Origin of the sequence: Saccharophagus sp. K07 (assembly GCF_014336955.1) — a bacterium.
Classification (GTDB): domain Bacteria; phylum Pseudomonadota; class Gammaproteobacteria; order Pseudomonadales; family Cellvibrionaceae; genus UBA5868.
This window is the reverse complement of sequence record NZ_QRAI01000002.1, coordinates 66,140-81,661: the sequence shown is the minus strand read 5'-3', so window position 1 is coordinate 81,661 and position 15,522 is coordinate 66,140. Positions and strand designations below refer to the sequence as shown.

The window sequence follows — 15,522 nt, the reverse complement described above, 5'->3', positions numbered from 1 at the left end:
AGTGTACTAGCAGACTGCTGTCAAAAATCCGCCGAGCGCTGCGTTTTTTGCGATATATTTGAGTAGAGGTATTTATGCAAATAGCCAACGACCGCACATGGGAACGCCGCACCGCCAATTGGATTGCCATGCAGGAAAAATCCAAAAAAATTAAAGAAGAAGCGGACCGTTTAGAACTGCACGGCTCTGCGAGACGGCGATTTTTTCAAACGCAGAAAAACAAAGAAAAGGCAAAAGAGCGGAGCTGACGCACAATCCATGTGCGGCGTACTCAATGTTTCAAAATCACATAGAGCGCGTGAATAATCCCTGGGATATACCCCAACAGGGTCAAGATGATGTTGATCCAGAAAGGGCCTTTAAAACCTACCTCCAGAAACACACCCAAAGGAGGCAGCAGGATCGCAAATATCAATTTGATGGGATCGGTAATGGTTAACGGCATACTGTGTTCCTCACTTATTGTGGTTCGATTCGAATTGTCTCGTGCGCCCGGCTCTCATACACATCCGAGATTCTAGTCAAAACCACTGCCCCATCTGTACGAAGCACCACATGCGCTCCGCTGGTGCATTAATATGCGTCTGCAGGCATTTCAAAGGCGCTAGCTCAACCTTGCTAAAACGTAATATAGACCGACGGCGCGCTGCGATTGGCTTCGCCGTGGTATACCGCCTCTATATTATTGCCGTCCGGATCGAGCACAAACGCGGCGTAGTAGCCCGGATGATAGTCCCGCTCGCCCGGTTCGCCGTTACTTGTGCCGCCGCTGGCCAAGGCCGCTTTATAAAAAGCATCCACCTCTGCCCGGTTTTTGGCTTGAAACGCCAAATGGTGCCTGCCGGTTAACAGCCCCTGAGCGGCAGGATTGTCGGGTGAAGAGACGAACAACTCATCTGCCCAAAAATACCCCTCTCCGCGGCCGCTAATAGGAATACCCAGGGCAGACATAACGGCACTGTAAAATTTTTCTGATGCGGCTATATCACGCACCACCAACTGAATATGATCGATCAATCTTCCTCGATGCAGCTCTTGTGTTTCCATAATCTCCTCGCAACGCTTCAGTAGCGTGTTAAGCAACAGATTGGAATTCCGTGTTTTGGATATCTCCTATCACACTTATCACTCGGCATTCTTGCACCGCAACCGAGGGGAAAGGCCATTAGCGCGCGTTTAACAAAAATTAACAAATTCCGTCTTCGCTCTGGCGGCACATTTTCCCGAGTACAGATCTACTACAAATTTTGCGCCCACTTTACAGATACCCTTGCACTGGTTTAGCGTTGCCGCTCGTTTCGAACACTACGGAGAGACTGCGATGTATGCAAACCAGGCCGCGTTTAACAATCCGCTCAGCCGCATGCAAGCTTTGGGGAAAAACACCCGTCCTTCAGCCGCCATTGTGGGCCCCGATGGAAAGCCGCTGATTTATCCTCAAACCGGTGGAATGATTAATCCACAACGCGAAGAACTTCGCACTGGCGCGACGCTGTATCGCTTTGCGGCGGGTTCAGCCAAATTGACAGATGCGGCCACGGGCGGTTGGTGGGTTCATAAAAGGGAATTTGAGAGAATTTTTAATTTCGCGCAGCAAAAAAATATTGCTGTACCTATGGCCGCCCGCTTGTTGTGTTGTGTCCCGCCGGAATGGAGCGATATGGGCACACTGATTCGCGCCACTGTGCGTGAACCTTTACTTGCTTACAAAGGATTGGGGAATCACGTTGTGCAGCCGATGAACGACGGTCTCGGCGCGGTGAAAATGACGGCACACAACCATATTTCAGAATTGAGATTGCACCAGTTATTTATTCCGGGCCTTGCCGATGTTGCCAAAACCAAAGCGAATCAGGTTTTCCCTGGTGCGCTTGTGCTGGAACGTCATTGGAAATTTTCCAAGGATCAAGCCAATCGCGGCTGGATTTATCTTTAACGCAAAGATGTTTGCCGTGTGGCAAACATCTTCTGATTATTCAACCCGACATTTTTTTACTGCATTTTGCCAGCCACTCACCCGACGCTGGCGCTCACTCGCGCTTAATTGCGGTTGGCAGGAACGATCCGCTATCCAATAGCTCGCCAAATCCTCAAGGTCGCGATACAAACCTAATTGCAGTCCTGCCAAACGCGCAGCGCCCAAGGCGCTGCTTTCAATCATCGCCGGGCGTTGCACCGGAACATCGACAATGTCCGCCAGCGCCTGCAACAACCATTCGTTGACGGTCATACCGCCGTCGACGCGCAAAGTCGCGGGGCGATGGCCTGCGTCTTCTGCCATGGCTTCAAATAAATCACGCGTCTGATAACAAACCGCTTCCAGTGCCGCGCGGGCAATTTCCGCTTTGCCTGTGTCGCGGGTTAATCCATATAAAATGCCGCGCGCATCCGGGTCCCAATAAGGCGCACCTAAGCCGGTAAAAGCAGGCACCATATAAACGCCTCGATTTGATTCAAGACTGCGCGCCAGCCCTTCTGTTTCTGCCGCATTGCGGATAATGCCCAATTTATCGCGCAACCATTGCACAGCTGCTCCTGCAATAAAAATCGAACCTTCCAAGGCATAGGTGGTTTTACCGCCGATGCGGTAGGCCACTGTGGTCAACATCCGATTGCGGGATTTAATGGCGGTCGCACCCAAATTCATCAAAGCAAAACAGCCGGTGCCATAAGTGCTTTTCACCATACCTTTGGCAAAACACGCCTGCCCTACCACTGCTGCTTGTTGATCGCCTGCCACACCGGCGATCGGCAATATTCGCCCCAATCCCGCTTTGGCCTCGCCAAAATTTGCGGCGCAATCCAAAACCTGCGGCAGCATGGCTTGCGGAATATTGAATAATTGCAGCAATTCCTTATCCCATTGCTGGGTGTGAATATTGAATAACATGGTGCGCGCGGCATTAGTGGCATCGGTTACATGCATTTCACCACCGGTCAATTTCCAGATCAGCCAGGAATCTATAGTGCCAAACGCCAAATCGCCGCGTCGTGCACGGCCGCGGCCGTTTTGGGTGCGCTCTAAAATCCAGGCAATTTTGGTCGCGGAAAAATAAGGGTCCAACAATAAGCCGGTTTTATCATTGATGAATTCTTCGCGACCCTGTTGTTGGAGTTTTTGACAGATTTCCGCTGTGCGTCTGTCCTGCCAGACAATGGCGGGATACACCGCCTCGCCGGTTTTTTTATCCCAGACCACAACCGTTTCCCGCTGATTGGTGATGCCAATGCCCACCACCTGCTCGGGATTTTCCAGTTGCGCCAGAGCTTCACGGCACACTTTTGCGGTCACTTGCCAAATTTCTTCCGGATCGTGCTCTACCCAACCATTGGCCGGATAATATTGGGTAAATTCCTGCTGCGCCTTTGCTATTACAGTGCCGTTGGGAGCAAATATCATGGCACGGCTGCTCGTTGTTCCCTGATCGATCGCCAAAATTAAATTCGACATAGTGTGATCTCCGTTATTTTTATTGTGTATCACCTCTTAAAACGGTAATACCCATGGAACCAGAATCACCGCAACCACTAAAGTTACCAAGGTAAAAGGCACGCCGACTCGTACAAAATCGGCAAAATGATAATTACCTGGCCCAACCACCAAAGTATTTACTGGCGACGAGACCGGCGTCATAAATGACGCGGATGCAGCGAGGGCAACTGTCATGGCAAATGGATAAGGCGATGCATCGAATGCGTCAGCGATCGCCAGAGCAACCGGAGCCATTAAAACGGCGGTCGCCGTATTGGAAATAAATAATCCGAATACCGCCGTCACAACAAATAACACGGCCAACATCACTCGAGGATCCGCCTCCCCGACCACTTGCAATAAAGCCGACGCAGCCAAGTCCACGCCACCGGTTTTTTGCAATGCCAGTGAAAATGGCATCATGCCGACAATCAAAATCAAACTCTGCCAGTGAATGGACCTATAGGCGCTATTCAAATCCAGGCAGCGGAACAGCCCCATTAACAAACACCCGATCAATGCGGCCTGTACATTGGGAATTACGCCGCTGACCATTAAACCGACCACCAACATAAGCACCGCAAGCGCATATGGTGCGCGCTCCGGCGCAGGCACGGCATCTTCGAATTCGACGGGTAAATTCAGCACCAGCAAATCCTGGTTAGCCGTTTGCAATTTGCGGATTGCTTTCCACGGCCCCACAACCAACAAGGTATCCCCTAGCTTAAGCGGCTCGTGCGCCACATTACCGGAAAGGGCGCTCTGCCCTCGCTTTAAGCCAATCACCGCCAAGTCGTATTCGGTGCGGAATTGCGTCTCCACTACCGATTTGCCGATTAGAGGGGAGTCAGAAGGCAACATCAGTTCCGCCATACCAATTTCGCGCTGGCTGTCAGAAAAATAATTTCCCGACATAGGCAAGGACGCCAGCATATAGCGGTCGCACAATTCTCTGACATTGATGGAGGGATCGACTATATCGAGAAACAGAACATCCCCGGCGAGCAGTTGGGTTTGCGCCAGCGGGCGGATCAGCTCGCGGGAAAACAGGCTGGCGCGTTCTATGGCCACAATACTCACACCAGAGGACGAACGCAGATTCAATTGGGCAAGCGTCTGCCCCACCAACGGTGAATGAACGCCTATCCGAAAGCGGTATTCGCGATCTGCCAGTCCGTATTCGTTCACCCATTCCTGCCAGCGAGGTTGCCAACGTTTATGTTTGTCCTGCTCTTCCACCGGGCCGCGCACCAACCAGCGGCGGGCAAATAACATGTAAATAATTGCCAACGCCAGAATAGGAATACCAAAAGGCGCAAACGCAAAAAAACTGAAGCCGTCGAACCCTTTACGCACCAATTCCGCTTGCAGTACCAGATTGGGCGGCGTAGCCACCAAGGTCATCATGCCGCTGATCAAGGCGGCGACGCTGAGCGGCATCATCAAACGGCCAGCGGCAATATTGGAGCGGCGCGCAATGCGTAGAACAACCGGAATAAAAATTGCGACCACGCCGGTTGAACTCATCACCGAGCCAATTCCGGCCACAGCCACCATCAACAGCATAATCAGCCGCGCTTCGGTTTGCCCGGCATATTTCACCACCAAATCGCCGAGTTTTTGCGCGACGCCCGTTCGCACCAACCCTTCGCCGATCACAAACAAGGTGGCAATCAGCACTATGTTGGGATCGCTCAAACCAGCCAGGGATTCGTTGACACTGATAATTCCCGTCAGCGGCAACACCGTCATCATGATCAAGGCCACCACATCCATGCGCGGCCGGTTAATAGCAAACATCACCACTGTGGCTATAAGCAGCAGTACCACCAAAAACAGATCCAGATTGGAATTTTCACGCACAACGGCATCCTGCAAGCCGCAGGCGGATAAGGAAAAAAGCCCGAGCAAAAGAAAAATGACGGAGACGATTTTTTTTAGAGTCATAGCTACCGCAAGCCTTGGTCAGTTTGCTGCAGTGGAATATGCAGTCCGGCCGATAGTATCCCTCAGCATTCCGTATATCCATACCGGCAACCACTGGAACAAAAACGAAAATTGCTGGCACAAACGCTATATAGAGTAGTAAATAGAATCGGTTTATCGCTTCGCCTAGATCAAATCGCTGCGACTTTTTTGCCGTCGTCTTTGCGAACCGGCTATTCTTTAGCCAATAGGTCGCGCCCCAGCGTCACGCAACCCAACACCATATCGGAGGCTTTTGATGTCAACCGTAGAAGTAGTCATGATTCGTCACGCACAAAGCACCTGGAACGCCGAAGGCCGTTTTACTGGCTGGGCCGATCCACCGCTCACGGATCTCGGGCGCAACGAAGCGGAAAAAGCGGGACAAATCCTGAAACAGCACGGTTATCACTTCGACCGGGTCTTCAGCTCGCGCTTGCAACGCGCCAAAACCACTGCAGACATTATTTTGGGCATTCTGAATCAGTCGGACCTCACCATCGAACCCGACTGGCGTTTGAACGAGCGCCACTACGGCGCCCTGCAGGGTATGTCCAAACAGGATCTGCGGGATAAAGCGGGCGACGAGCAAGTGCACCGCTGGCGTCGCGGGTATCACGATACTGCTCCTGCACTGGCTGAAGACGACCCCCGCCATCCCAAATTCGACCCACAGTATGCAGATTTACCGCGCGAAATTTTGCCCGCCGTGGAAAGCCTGGCCGACACGCGCACTCGCGCGGTGGAGTTTTGGCAGGAAAAGGTTGTACCGGAACTGGCAAAAGGGAACAAAATTTTGCTTTCCGCGCACGGCAATACCTTGCGCGGATTGATTATGGCGCTGGCGGGAATGACAGAAGAAGAAGTGGAACATTTCGAAATTCCCACCGGCACACCAATTGTGTACCGCTTTAAACAAGACGGCACGCCAATTTCCTGGCAGTATCTCGAATAAGTGATGACAGGCGCGGCACAAGTCCGCGCCTTATTTAATTATGAATGGGATTTTCGTTTTTCCCGTTCGTACGCTCTCTCCATTTTGCGCTTATAACGCATCGCAAGCTTGTGACCGTAAGTGGGATGAATTTTTCCACCTTGATTACACACAGCCAACGACAGGCTTTTTTCCAAATAAATCATATTCGCCTTGAATACTAGCTGTTGTGCGGATGAGCTGTGGGTTTTGTACCATCCCTTTCGACCTTCCCGCGGGAAAAGCCATTCGTTGATATGTCCCGCCAGGGTAGAGTCAATAAAAAAGTCGAATACAATCTTTTTGTCCTTCACATCCAAAGCGGCCGGATAAGGTACATCCGCAGGAATTAGCTGTCCGCCCGTTGCATTTAAATATTTTCCGCTCAGAGCAAAAAAATAGGTGGATACCCAACTCTGCAATTCACCTCGGGGTAAGACCATTGGTTCTAAACTCGAATTCACCTCGCCAGCAATGCCATCCGAACGCAAGCATTGACGAAACGAGCGCTGAAATAACCAATCGTCAATTCTGGTCAGGCGGCGAAGTCGACTCGCCGTATCATTGGCAAAAATAAAAAGATCGCCATTCTGAATACTGGCTTGAGTTCTTATGCTGTCTATTCCCACTTGCCAACCACTGAACTCACCCTTGCTATTGTCACCCTTAAGAATCGGCAATGCGGGACGAGCCTTCGCCATAGCTAAATCCGGCGAATTATCCACAATCAAAAGCTTCACCCCCGGCATCCATTGCTTAAATCGGCAAAAAAATGCCAGGGCATCCTCCAGATAATCTGGGTAATAACAGAGCAGCACATAATGAATTTGCGCGCGCTTCATAGGGCGTTAACTTTGAAGTGATTCCGGGGGCTACGGCGCGCGTTGTACATGATCGGGTTCGTTAATCTGGCGATGCCCTCCATAATGAGGGCTGTCAATGGCCAGTTCTACCCTAAATTTGTAACGAAACCGATAAAATATTAGGAATTGCTGATCAGGCGTCGCTGATTTTCGAAAATCGGCACGTCATTAATACTGGCAAAACGCCGCTGCATTAAACCATTTTCTGCGAATTCCCAGTTTTCGTTGCCATAAGATCGGAACCACTGGCCGTTATGGTCACGCCATTCGTATTCGAATCGCACAGCGATACGATCGTCAGTGAACGCCCACAAGTTTTTCTCCAAGCGATAATCGAGCTCTTTGGCCCATTTTCGTTTGAGAAATTCGACGATTGCTACGCGCCCGGAGAAAAATTCATCGCGATTGCGCCATTCGCTATCTGGTGTATAGGCCATGGCGACTCGTTCTGGATCCTTGCTATTCCACGCGGCTTCGGCAGCTTTGACTTTCTGCAGGGCCGTTTCCGCCGTAAAAGGCGGAAACGGTGGGCGCGGCTCTACCAGAGTCAGATCGCCCATAAGTATTACCACGCTTTATAAGGCAGGAATTTGCCGTTCAGGGTGAGAATAACCCGGTCGCCTTTGGGATTTTCTTCCTTGTCGACTTCCATGGTGAAATCGATTGCGCTCATGATGCCATCGCCGAATTTTTCCTGGATCAATTCTTTCAAGGTATCACCATAGACACCGACGACTTCATACAAGCGATAAATCAGCGGATCTTGCGGAACCTGAAAATCCCAGGATTTGCGCGGATATTCCATCAACACTTGTTTGCTGCCTTCCGGCAAATTCAAAAGGCTGCACAAAGCTTCTGCTTTGGCTTCCGGCATGCTGTTCATGCCCAGGCAAGCAGAGGTTGTCCATACCGGCGACATGCCAATTTCTGCGGCGATTTTTTCCCAGGTCAGGTTTTTCTCTTTTTTGGCGAGGATGATGGCTTCGGTAACATCAGCTTTGTTCATAGGATGACTCCTGCTTAGTGAAATAAAAGTTGTGACTATTGATCAGGCAGGTATTGCCTGGGCTTTTAATGGGTTGGGAATACTTTTTATGGGATTGGAGCTCACAATCCCCTTTTGTCCCCGATAATGTTCCATGGATGAGCGATTCACCAAAAAATCCACCAGATGATTGCGCAATTCGTAATATCCGGGATGTTTGATAATGTCGCCTCGCTGACGCGGCTTCGGAATATCGACTACAACCGATTCCGCAATCACGGCATTAGGGCCATTGCTCATCAATAAAATCCGGTCCGCCAGCAAAATGGCTTCATCCACATCGTGGGTGATCATAAAAACCGTCTGGTTGGTTTTACTGCAGATTTTGACCAGTTCGTCCTGGATAACACCGCGCGTCAAGGCATCGAGTGCACCGAATGGCTCATCGAGCAATAACAATTTGGGTTGAGTGGCAAATGCCCGCGCTATGGAGACGCGTTGGCGCATGCCGCCGGATAATTGCGAAGGTTTGCGATTTTCCGCACCTTTTAATCCGACCAGCTCCAGATATTCCAGGCTGTGTTGTAACACTTTTTGTTTTGACCATTCCGGCCAGCGCGCTTTAACGCCGAAACGTACATTGTCCAGAGCACTCAACCAAGGCAGCAGCGAATAATTCTGAAATACAATGCCGCGATCCAGACTCGGCCCTTTCACTTCTTTACCGTCCATAATCACAGTGCCTTCCGTTGGAATATCCAGGCCTGAGAGCGTATTCATAATGGTGGATTTGCCGCAGCCGGAGTGGCCGATAATGCAGACAAACTCACCTTTCGCAATGTTGAAGCTGACATTTTCGAATACCGTCAGCGGCGGTTGGTTTTTGTTGACAAAGCGTTTGCTAAGGTTTTGTACCTGTAAAAAATGTGCGCTCATGGTTTACTCCTGATACTGCACAAGTCGGGCGGCGGCGTTCAGTACAAGGTCCAACAGCATGCCCACCAGACCAATCATCAAAATGGAAAATATCACGCTGGTTAAATCCAGATTGTTCCATTCATTCCACACGTAATAGCCGATTCCAGTTCCGCCCACGAGCATTTCTGCAGCGACGATCACCAACCAGGCAATGCCGATGGAAATGCGCATACCCGTGAGAATCGTCGGCGCAGCGGCTGGCAATATCACCGTAAATGCAGTGCGCAATGGACTCAATTCATGGGTGCGCGCCACGTTGATCCAGTCACGCCGCACACCGGCAACACCAAATGCGGTATTGATTAGCATGGGCCATATGGAACAAATAAAGATGACGAAAATCGCGGAGGTTTCAGAATCCTTTATCACAAACAGCGCAAGCGGCATCCAGGCGAGCGGCGAAATGGGCCGTAATAATTGGATATAGGGATTGAGCGCGCGATACATCAGCGGCGACATACCTATGACAAATCCCACCGGAATCGCGATCAAGGCCGCAAGAAAATAGCCACTTAATACGCGGGAAATCGAGTACGCCAACTGAATACCAATGCCTTTGTCATTAGGACCTTTGTCATAAAAAGGATCGCTTAATTCCTCGAAGGCTTTGACCACTATTGCAGATGGCGGCGGTATGCGCGCTTCCTGATCGGCGCCTCCCATCAGCAATTCATACTCTGATAAGGCTTCCTGAGCTTTGGGCGGCTGACTGTACGCCTCCCAAAAACCCAGCACCAAAGTCAGAAAAAGCAGCGACACCACTATGGCTTTTTGCTTCATATTCAACATAACAAAAACCTTTTTTCTCAAGACGCTTTAATGGCAAAACTTTGGACGTATTCCTCGGGTTTGGTGTAATCGAATTCCTTACCCATAATCACAAAGTTTTTATAAGTCTTATCTGGCGCTTCGTACCCGAGTGATTTCATGACCTTTTCCGTCTCGGATGCCAAATACACTTCTTCGGCAATTTTTTGATAATTCACATCGCCTTTGATGTAGCCCCAGCGTTTCATTTGCGTGAGAATCCATACCGCCATGGAATGCCAGGGGAACGGATCGAAATCGATACGACTGGGCGCATTTTTGACTTCACCCAAACCATCCGCATAACGCCCGGTGAGAACTTGCTCGATAACCGGCACCGGCTGATTGAGATAATTGGTCGGCGCGATGGCTTCAGCAATTTGTTTGCGATTTTCCATCTTGGCGGAAAAATGTGTTGCGTCGACAATCGCTTTCAATAAAGCGCCATAGGTATTGGGATTGGTCGTAGCAAATTCCTGACTGCAGGCAAACGCACAGCAGGGATGGCCATCCCAAATATCTTTGGTAAGAGTGTGGATAAAGCCCACTTTTTCCCAGACCGCGCGCTGGTTGAATGGATCAGGCGATAAATAGCCGTCAAGATTCCCCGCGCGCAGGTTGGCCACCATTTCCGGCGGTGGAACCACACGAATTTGAATATCTTTATCCGGATCCAAACCGTGCTCCGCGACGTAATAGCGCAGCAGGAAGTTGTGCATGGAAAATTCAAAAGGCACACCGAATTTAAAGCCCTTCCACTGTTTAGGATCGCGTTTATCTTTGTGATCTACGTGCAGAACAATCGCCTGGCCGTTGATATTTTCTACAGCAGGCATAATGAAAGGTTTTGCGGTTGAGCCAACGCCCATGGAAATTGCCAGCGGCATTGGGGTGAGCATATGGGATGCGTCGTATTCCATGGCAATGGATTTATCGCGCGCTACTGCCCAACCGGCCGTTTTAATGACTTCTACATCCAACCCATATTTGCTGTAAAAGCCCATAGGGTGCGCCATGATGATTGGCGTAGCGCAGGTAATAGGCACAAACCCTACTTTTAATTTGGTTTTTTCCAGCTTGCCGGATTCTTCTTTCACAGCCGCTTTGATGGCATCCAGCGGCAGGATAGACCCCAATACTGCAGCCAAGGTACTGCCGCCGACCGCGTTGAGGAACCCACGGCGAGAAACTTCGTTTTGGCCAAAAATACCGCACACTATGGCGCTCTCAACCGCGCGATCCAACATTTCTTCGCTGGAAGCCGTACGGCTATAAGTCTCGGCCGATACAACTTCTGCAGTTTTTGCCTTGTGAGTATTTGTACACAAATCACATCCGCAATTCTGCTCATGGCGCAGTGAGATCTTATGGTCGTAGGGGTTTCCCAAACTCTTGAAATGGAATTCTGGTGATGAATCGAATTTTTTCTCGTCGGTCATGGCTACCTCTCCCAAAGTGTTTGATACCCGACATTAGCGATCTTTGTGCCATGCCATTTTGGAGAAAATAATTCTTTGATTTTTATGAAAATATTTCTTTTCTCGAGATTTCCACTCAGCAACGAAAAATCGTGAATCACGAAGTTTCATTATGGTTGGCACGATTTTTCGTTGTAATAGGCGTTGCTGTGAGGTTTACAGACGAGAAAATTTCGATGAATTCGCCCTTTCCCTTATATGACGCCTTCCCGGAAGCCGTGATGGTGATCGATCCTATTGCCGACCGAGTGGAATATGGCAACAAAAACTTACTGAAGCTGCTCAATTGTGGTGCACAGGATTTATCCATGGTGCACGTCAGTCGGTTATTCAAAACCAGTTTGGCTCAGCTCATTACCTTTACGCGCGAAGTCGAACAGCATGGGGAAGGCATGACGCAAGCGCTCTCCATTCACATCAATAATGGTGAATTAGGGCTGGAGGCGACCGGCAGCTTATTGCTTGACGGCGACCGGCGCTTGTTGTGCCTGGTGCTGCGCGACCGCCGCAAGATGCAAATCTGGCGGATGAAAAACAGCACCAATAAAAACCAACAATTCGGCTTGCTGCAGTGGCCGCGCATCCATGAAGTGTTTCAACAGATCGAAAAAGAAAACCAGCTGATTTTGAGTGCGGCGGGTGAAGGCATTTACGGTGTCGATGCCGATGGCAACACCACTTTCGTGAACCCCGCAGCGGAAAGAATGTTGGGATTCAAAGCGGAAGAATTGATTGGTCATAATGTCCACGCTGCCATTCACCACAGCCACAGCGACGGTTCGGATTATTGCGCGCACGACTGCCCCATTTATGCCGCCTTTAAAGATGGGGCCGTGCACAAAGTGGATAACGAAGTTTTTTGGACCAAAGACGGCAAGCCCCTCCCCGTCGAATACACCAGCACCCCCATTTTGGATAACGGCCGCCTGGTGGGCGCGGTGGTGATTTTTCGCGATATTTCCGAACGCCGCGAATCGGAAGCTCAATTGCGCAATGCCTTGGCGGAAGTGGAACAACTCAAACAGCGCCTGGAATTGGAAAACGCCTATTTGCAGGAGGAAATCAGCGCAGGCTACAACTCCTATCAAATTGTTGAGCGCAGTCTGGCGATTCAGCGGGTTTTGCATCAAATCCGCCTTGTGGCACCGACCGATGCCACCGTATTGATTACTGGCGAATCCGGCACCGGCAAAGAATTAATTGCCCGCGCGATTCACACCGCCAGCGAGCGCAATGGCCGGCCTTTGGTGCGCGTCAATTGCGCGGCCATCCCGGGCGAATTATTTGAAAGCGAATTTTTCGGCCATGTGCGCGGCGCTTTCTCCGGCGCGATTCAAGATCGTCCCGGACGATTTCAATTAGCCGACGGCGGTACTTTATTTCTCGACGAAGTCGGTGAAATTCCCTTGAGCCTGCAAGGCAAACTCTTGCGCGTGTTGCAAGACAGCGAATTCGAACGCGTCGGTGACGCCACCACGCGCAAAGTGGATGTACGGGTTATAGCGGCAACCAATCGCGATCTGCAAAAGCTCGTACAGGAAGGCAAATTCCGCGAAGACTTGTATTTCCGCTTGAATGTATTTCCCATTCACTCGGTCGCCCTGCGCGACCGCCGCGATGATATTCCGCTGCTGATTACCCACTTCCTTAAAAAAACTTGTCAGAGGTTCAATAAACCAGAATTGCGTATTTCCGTCGCACAAATGCAGCGCCTGCAAAATTACAACTGGCCTGGCAATATCCGCGAGCTGGAAAATCTGATTGAGCGTCAAGTGATCTTGAGCCGGGGTGATAAACTGACCTTTGACGATCTGCCGATGTTTCACTCCAAAGGCACATCGCCTGTCGTGATCGAAAAAACCGAAAATCTCACCGAGTCCGACTGCGACGCATTGCGTTACCAAGCCATAGTTACCGCATTAAAACGCGCACGCGGAAAATTGTACGGTGCCGATGGCGCGGCGGAGTTATTAGGTGTTAAGCCGACGACATTGGCGTCGCGTATGAAAAAATTGGGATTGGATAAGCGGAGTTTTGCTGAATCCGTGTAATTAAAAAGCCACCTCTGCAGAACTGCAGTTGTGTGAGCTGGCTTCAATCAAATTTAATCGCTGTTTGATTGCTATAAATTTGATGCAAGGTAATTCTGCTCGCCTGATCCTGACTTTTGCGGATATGGTTGGTCATTTCCGCCTGGGCACCAGCCAAATCGCGCTTTAATAGCAGCTCGCACACGCGGTGATGTTCTTCGTAAGTATCGGTCACGCTTTTTTGGTCGGGCCAGCCTAGGCGGCGCACGACTCTTATGTGGTCATTGATATCCCGGATATAGCGCGCGAGTGCCGAATTGCGGGATATTGCCGCCAGTTGCTCGTGAAAGCCCTCTTCCGCGTCTTTCAGCTCATCCGTAACCAGAATGCCAAACGTATAACTTTTTGGATCCCACGCGTCCGCCAGTTGGCGCAGTTCGGAGAGATCCTTTAATTTGCAGATCTCTTCCAGAACCAGATTTTCCAAAGACACCCGCACATCGTAATAATGACTGATCTGCAGCATATCGATATTGCGGATAAAACAACCTTGTTTGGACTTGATGGTCAGCAGCTCTTCATTTTCCAAGCGCTGCAATGCCGCACGGATCGGTGTTCGGCTCACCTGAAAATAATCGGCCAGTTGAGTTTCCGTTACGCGCGAGCCCGGTCTGAGGTCAAAGCGGATAATCATGTTGCGCAGAGTATCGTAAATCTCCTGCGCATTAGGTTTGTGTTCCATAACAAGCGCCACCAAAAATGATGCGCCTAAGTTTTTAGCATAACGACCGATATTGCAAGGAAGCCCATTTGCGCCGCCCGGGTGCGGCGCCCATCTCCACGCACAGTTTTGAACCAAGGCAAACCCGCCTATTGCCAGTGCTCCCCATTTCCATCTCTGCTTCTATCTATTTGAAAGATAAGGCATAAATCTCAAAAATCCGACTACCTCCCTCGTTTGGCAAGGCTTGTGCTTACGTTGTATACAACGTTGTATTTCATTGTTGAGGGATCTTTTCTATGTATCGCAATCTTTACGTCTTGATATTGATAACAGCCGGTTTACTCCTTCCGCAGTTGGCTTGGTCAGGTGCCGCGCAGTGGAGTTCCACTAACCTTCAATATTTATATGGCTCTTCTTATTCGCAGATTTTTTTCAATACGGAAACCTCTTCACTGGATTCGCGCGACGTCAGCAGTTCCATTATCACTTTAGAGCACGTGAACGGCTGGAAATACGGCGATACGTTCTTTTTTGTCGATATCACCAATCCAGACCGTTCCCACAGCGAAATTCCCACCAGCTATTACGGTGAGATTTCACCACGCTTAAGTCTCGGGAAAATTCTCAATAAGGATTTAAGCCTGGGCATTATCAAAGATGTGCTGATCACCACTACCGCAGAAATCGGCCAGGGATTTCGCAATTATTTATACGGTGTTGCGATCGATCTCAATATTCCGAAAACGCCGGTGGCACAAGTCAATTTTTACGTACGCAACGAAATCTCCAGCAGCATCAATCCCGTTACGGATACCGGCAATCAAGTAACGCTGGTCTGGCTCACGCCATTTTCCATCGGCAATCTTTCTTTCGCGTTTGAAGGCTTTTTCGATTACGCCTTCGGCATGGATCACGTGGAGGACAACATTATCACCGCTCCCAGACTGTTGCTCGATGTCGGCAAACTCTGGAGTGCCGAAGGGGTTTTGCAGGCGGGGATCGAATATCAGATCTGGCGTAATAAATTCGGGCTCGACGGCATAGATGAAGACGTTCCACAGCTGATGGTCAAGTGGATCTGGTAATAGCGGAGAGCAACATGTCCAAAATCAATAGCAGAGATTTCATCCAAAAATGTGCCGTCGCCGGTGTCGGAATCTGTGGCGGATTCTCGACCCTGGCAATCATGATCGCCACGTCCAAACGCGGAGCTTTAAATGGTATGCCGGGCGAACTCAGCAAATAAT

Annotated in this window: 17 protein-coding genes; 6 read left to right on the top strand and 11 right to left on the bottom strand. The window is 50.1% G+C overall.

Annotation, left to right across the window (positions count from 1 at the left end; all coding sequences use genetic code 11):
• Window positions 1–74: 74 nt before the first annotated feature.
• Window positions 75–248 (top strand): hypothetical protein, encoded by a 174-nt coding sequence (locus tag DWB84_RS06835; protein ID WP_187409044.1) that lies wholly within the window; start codon window positions 75–77, stop codon window positions 246–248.
• A 23-nt stretch (window positions 249–271) separates the two neighbouring features.
• Here the strand turns inward: DWB84_RS06835 and DWB84_RS06830 are convergent, their stop codons facing one another.
• Entirely contained in the window at window positions 272–445 is a 174-nt protein-coding gene (locus DWB84_RS06830) for a YqaE/Pmp3 family membrane protein (protein WP_187409043.1), read from the bottom strand.
• Window positions 446–618: 173 nt separating this feature from the next.
• Window positions 619–1,047, bottom strand: a complete 429-nt coding sequence (locus tag DWB84_RS06825) for a VOC family protein (RefSeq protein WP_187409042.1) — start codon at window positions 1,045–1,047, stop codon at window positions 619–621.
• A gap of 274 nt (window positions 1,048–1,321) precedes the next feature.
• Between DWB84_RS06825 and DWB84_RS06820 the strand changes: the two genes are divergently transcribed.
• The gene (locus DWB84_RS06820; RefSeq protein ID WP_187409041.1) at window positions 1,322–1,936 is read left to right on the top strand and encodes a hypothetical protein; all 615 of its coding nucleotides are present in this window, start codon (window positions 1,322–1,324) and stop codon (window positions 1,934–1,936) included.
• 36 nt (window positions 1,937–1,972) lie between these two features.
• Here DWB84_RS06820 and glpK read toward each other — a convergent pair whose 3' ends face one another.
• Together glpK and DWB84_RS06810 are read right to left on the bottom strand one after the other, a co-directional pair.
• Window positions 1,973–3,451 (bottom strand): glycerol kinase GlpK, encoded by a 1,479-nt coding sequence (glpK, locus tag DWB84_RS06815; RefSeq protein WP_187409040.1) that lies wholly within the window; start codon window positions 3,449–3,451, stop codon window positions 1,973–1,975.
• A 36-nt stretch (window positions 3,452–3,487) separates the two neighbouring features.
• Entirely contained in the window at window positions 3,488–5,419 is a 1,932-nt protein-coding gene (locus DWB84_RS06810; RefSeq protein WP_187409039.1) for an SLC13 family permease, read from the bottom strand.
• A gap of 277 nt (window positions 5,420–5,696) precedes the next feature.
• Between DWB84_RS06810 and DWB84_RS06805 the strand changes: the two genes are divergently transcribed.
• Entirely contained in the window at window positions 5,697–6,392 is a 696-nt protein-coding gene (locus DWB84_RS06805) for a 2,3-diphosphoglycerate-dependent phosphoglycerate mutase (protein WP_187409038.1), read from the top strand.
• Window positions 6,393–6,430: 38 nt separating this feature from the next.
• Here DWB84_RS06805 and DWB84_RS06800 read toward each other — a convergent pair whose 3' ends face one another.
• The 6 genes from DWB84_RS06800 to DWB84_RS06775 all read right to left on the bottom strand — a co-directional run bounded on the left by DWB84_RS06800 (window position 6,431) and on the right by DWB84_RS06775 (window position 11,482).
• Window positions 6,431–7,141 (bottom strand): hypothetical protein, encoded by a 711-nt coding sequence (locus DWB84_RS06800; RefSeq protein ID WP_187409037.1) that lies wholly within the window; start codon window positions 7,139–7,141, stop codon window positions 6,431–6,433.
• A 251-nt stretch (window positions 7,142–7,392) separates the two neighbouring features.
• Window positions 7,393–7,833, bottom strand: coding sequence for a nuclear transport factor 2 family protein (locus DWB84_RS06795; protein WP_187409036.1), 441 nt, complete (start codon window positions 7,831–7,833; stop codon window positions 7,393–7,395).
• A 5-nt stretch (window positions 7,834–7,838) separates the two neighbouring features.
• Complete coding sequence (gene cynS / locus DWB84_RS06790; protein ID WP_187409035.1) at window positions 7,839–8,279, bottom strand: cyanase; 441 nt, start codon at window positions 8,277–8,279, stop codon at window positions 7,839–7,841.
• 42 nt (window positions 8,280–8,321) lie between these two features.
• Window positions 8,322–9,194 (bottom strand): ABC transporter ATP-binding protein, encoded by an 873-nt coding sequence (locus DWB84_RS06785; RefSeq protein ID WP_187409034.1) that lies wholly within the window; start codon window positions 9,192–9,194, stop codon window positions 8,322–8,324.
• A gap of 3 nt (window positions 9,195–9,197) precedes the next feature.
• Window positions 9,198–10,025 carry a nitrate ABC transporter permease gene (ntrB, locus tag DWB84_RS06780; RefSeq protein ID WP_187409033.1) on the bottom strand — a complete coding sequence of 276 codons (828 nt, stop codon included), beginning with the start codon at window positions 10,023–10,025 and terminating at the stop codon, window positions 9,198–9,200.
• Window positions 10,026–10,042: 17 nt separating this feature from the next.
• Complete coding sequence (locus DWB84_RS06775; RefSeq protein WP_187409032.1) at window positions 10,043–11,482, bottom strand: CmpA/NrtA family ABC transporter substrate-binding protein; 1,440 nt, start codon at window positions 11,480–11,482, stop codon at window positions 10,043–10,045.
• 215 nt (window positions 11,483–11,697) lie between these two features.
• Here DWB84_RS06775 and DWB84_RS06770 point away from each other — a divergent pair, with 215 nt between their 5' ends.
• Window positions 11,698–13,572 (top strand): sigma-54-dependent Fis family transcriptional regulator, encoded by a 1,875-nt coding sequence (locus DWB84_RS06770; protein WP_187409031.1) that lies wholly within the window; start codon window positions 11,698–11,700, stop codon window positions 13,570–13,572.
• Window positions 13,573–13,615: 43 nt separating this feature from the next.
• On the opposite strand, the gene DWB84_RS06765 is transcribed toward DWB84_RS06770, so the two are convergent.
• Window positions 13,616–14,293, bottom strand: coding sequence for a GntR family transcriptional regulator (locus DWB84_RS06765; protein ID WP_187409030.1), 678 nt, complete (start codon window positions 14,291–14,293; stop codon window positions 13,616–13,618).
• A 278-nt stretch (window positions 14,294–14,571) separates the two neighbouring features.
• Between DWB84_RS06765 and DWB84_RS06760 the strand changes: the two genes are divergently transcribed.
• Both DWB84_RS06760 and DWB84_RS06755 read left to right on the top strand, forming a co-directional pair.
• Window positions 14,572–15,360, top strand: coding sequence for an outer membrane protein OmpK (locus tag DWB84_RS06760; protein WP_187409029.1), 789 nt, complete (start codon window positions 14,572–14,574; stop codon window positions 15,358–15,360).
• 14 nt (window positions 15,361–15,374) lie between these two features.
• Window positions 15,375–15,521 carry a hypothetical protein gene (locus DWB84_RS06755; RefSeq protein ID WP_187409028.1) on the top strand — a complete coding sequence of 49 codons (147 nt, stop codon included), beginning with the start codon at window positions 15,375–15,377 and terminating at the stop codon, window positions 15,519–15,521.
• Window position 15,522: the final 1 nt, after the last annotated feature.

What these genes read in the sequence shown, in the direction of transcription:
- DWB84_RS06830 (WP_187409043.1), bottom strand. Translation starts at nt 445, where the DNA reads ATGCCGTTAACCATTACCGATCCCATCAAATTGATATTTGCGATCCTG.
- DWB84_RS06755 (WP_187409028.1), top strand. Translation starts at nt 15,375, where the DNA reads ATGTCCAAAATCAATAGCAGAGATTTCATCCAAAAATGTGCCGTCGCC.
- ntrB (WP_187409033.1), bottom strand. Translation starts at nt 10,025, where the DNA reads ATGTTGAATATGAAGCAAAAAGCCATAGTGGTGTCGCTGCTTTTTCTG.
- DWB84_RS06810 (WP_187409039.1), bottom strand. Translation starts at nt 5,419, where the DNA reads ATGACTCTAAAAAAAATCGTCTCCGTCATTTTTCTTTTGCTCGGGCTT.
- DWB84_RS06825 (WP_187409042.1), bottom strand. Translation starts at nt 1,047, where the DNA reads ATGGAAACACAAGAGCTGCATCGAGGAAGATTGATCGATCATATTCAG.
- DWB84_RS06785 (WP_187409034.1), bottom strand. Translation starts at nt 9,194, where the DNA reads ATGAGCGCACATTTTTTACAGGTACAAAACCTTAGCAAACGCTTTGTC.
- cynS (WP_187409035.1), bottom strand. Translation starts at nt 8,279, where the DNA reads ATGAACAAAGCTGATGTTACCGAAGCCATCATCCTCGCCAAAAAAGAG.
- DWB84_RS06835 (WP_187409044.1), top strand. Translation starts at nt 75, where the DNA reads ATGCAAATAGCCAACGACCGCACATGGGAACGCCGCACCGCCAATTGG.
- DWB84_RS06765 (WP_187409030.1), bottom strand. Translation starts at nt 14,293, where the DNA reads ATGGAACACAAACCTAATGCGCAGGAGATTTACGATACTCTGCGCAAC.
- glpK (WP_187409040.1), bottom strand. Translation starts at nt 3,451, where the DNA reads ATGTCGAATTTAATTTTGGCGATCGATCAGGGAACAACGAGCAGCCGT.
- DWB84_RS06775 (WP_187409032.1), bottom strand. Translation starts at nt 11,482, where the DNA reads ATGACCGACGAGAAAAAATTCGATTCATCACCAGAATTCCATTTCAAG.
- DWB84_RS06805 (WP_187409038.1), top strand. Translation starts at nt 5,697, where the DNA reads ATGTCAACCGTAGAAGTAGTCATGATTCGTCACGCACAAAGCACCTGG.
- DWB84_RS06795 (WP_187409036.1), bottom strand. Translation starts at nt 7,833, where the DNA reads ATGGGCGATCTGACTCTGGTAGAGCCGCGCCCACCGTTTCCGCCTTTT.
- DWB84_RS06760 (WP_187409029.1), top strand. Translation starts at nt 14,572, where the DNA reads ATGTATCGCAATCTTTACGTCTTGATATTGATAACAGCCGGTTTACTC.
- DWB84_RS06820 (WP_187409041.1), top strand. Translation starts at nt 1,322, where the DNA reads ATGTATGCAAACCAGGCCGCGTTTAACAATCCGCTCAGCCGCATGCAA.
- DWB84_RS06770 (WP_187409031.1), top strand. Translation starts at nt 11,698, where the DNA reads ATGAATTCGCCCTTTCCCTTATATGACGCCTTCCCGGAAGCCGTGATG.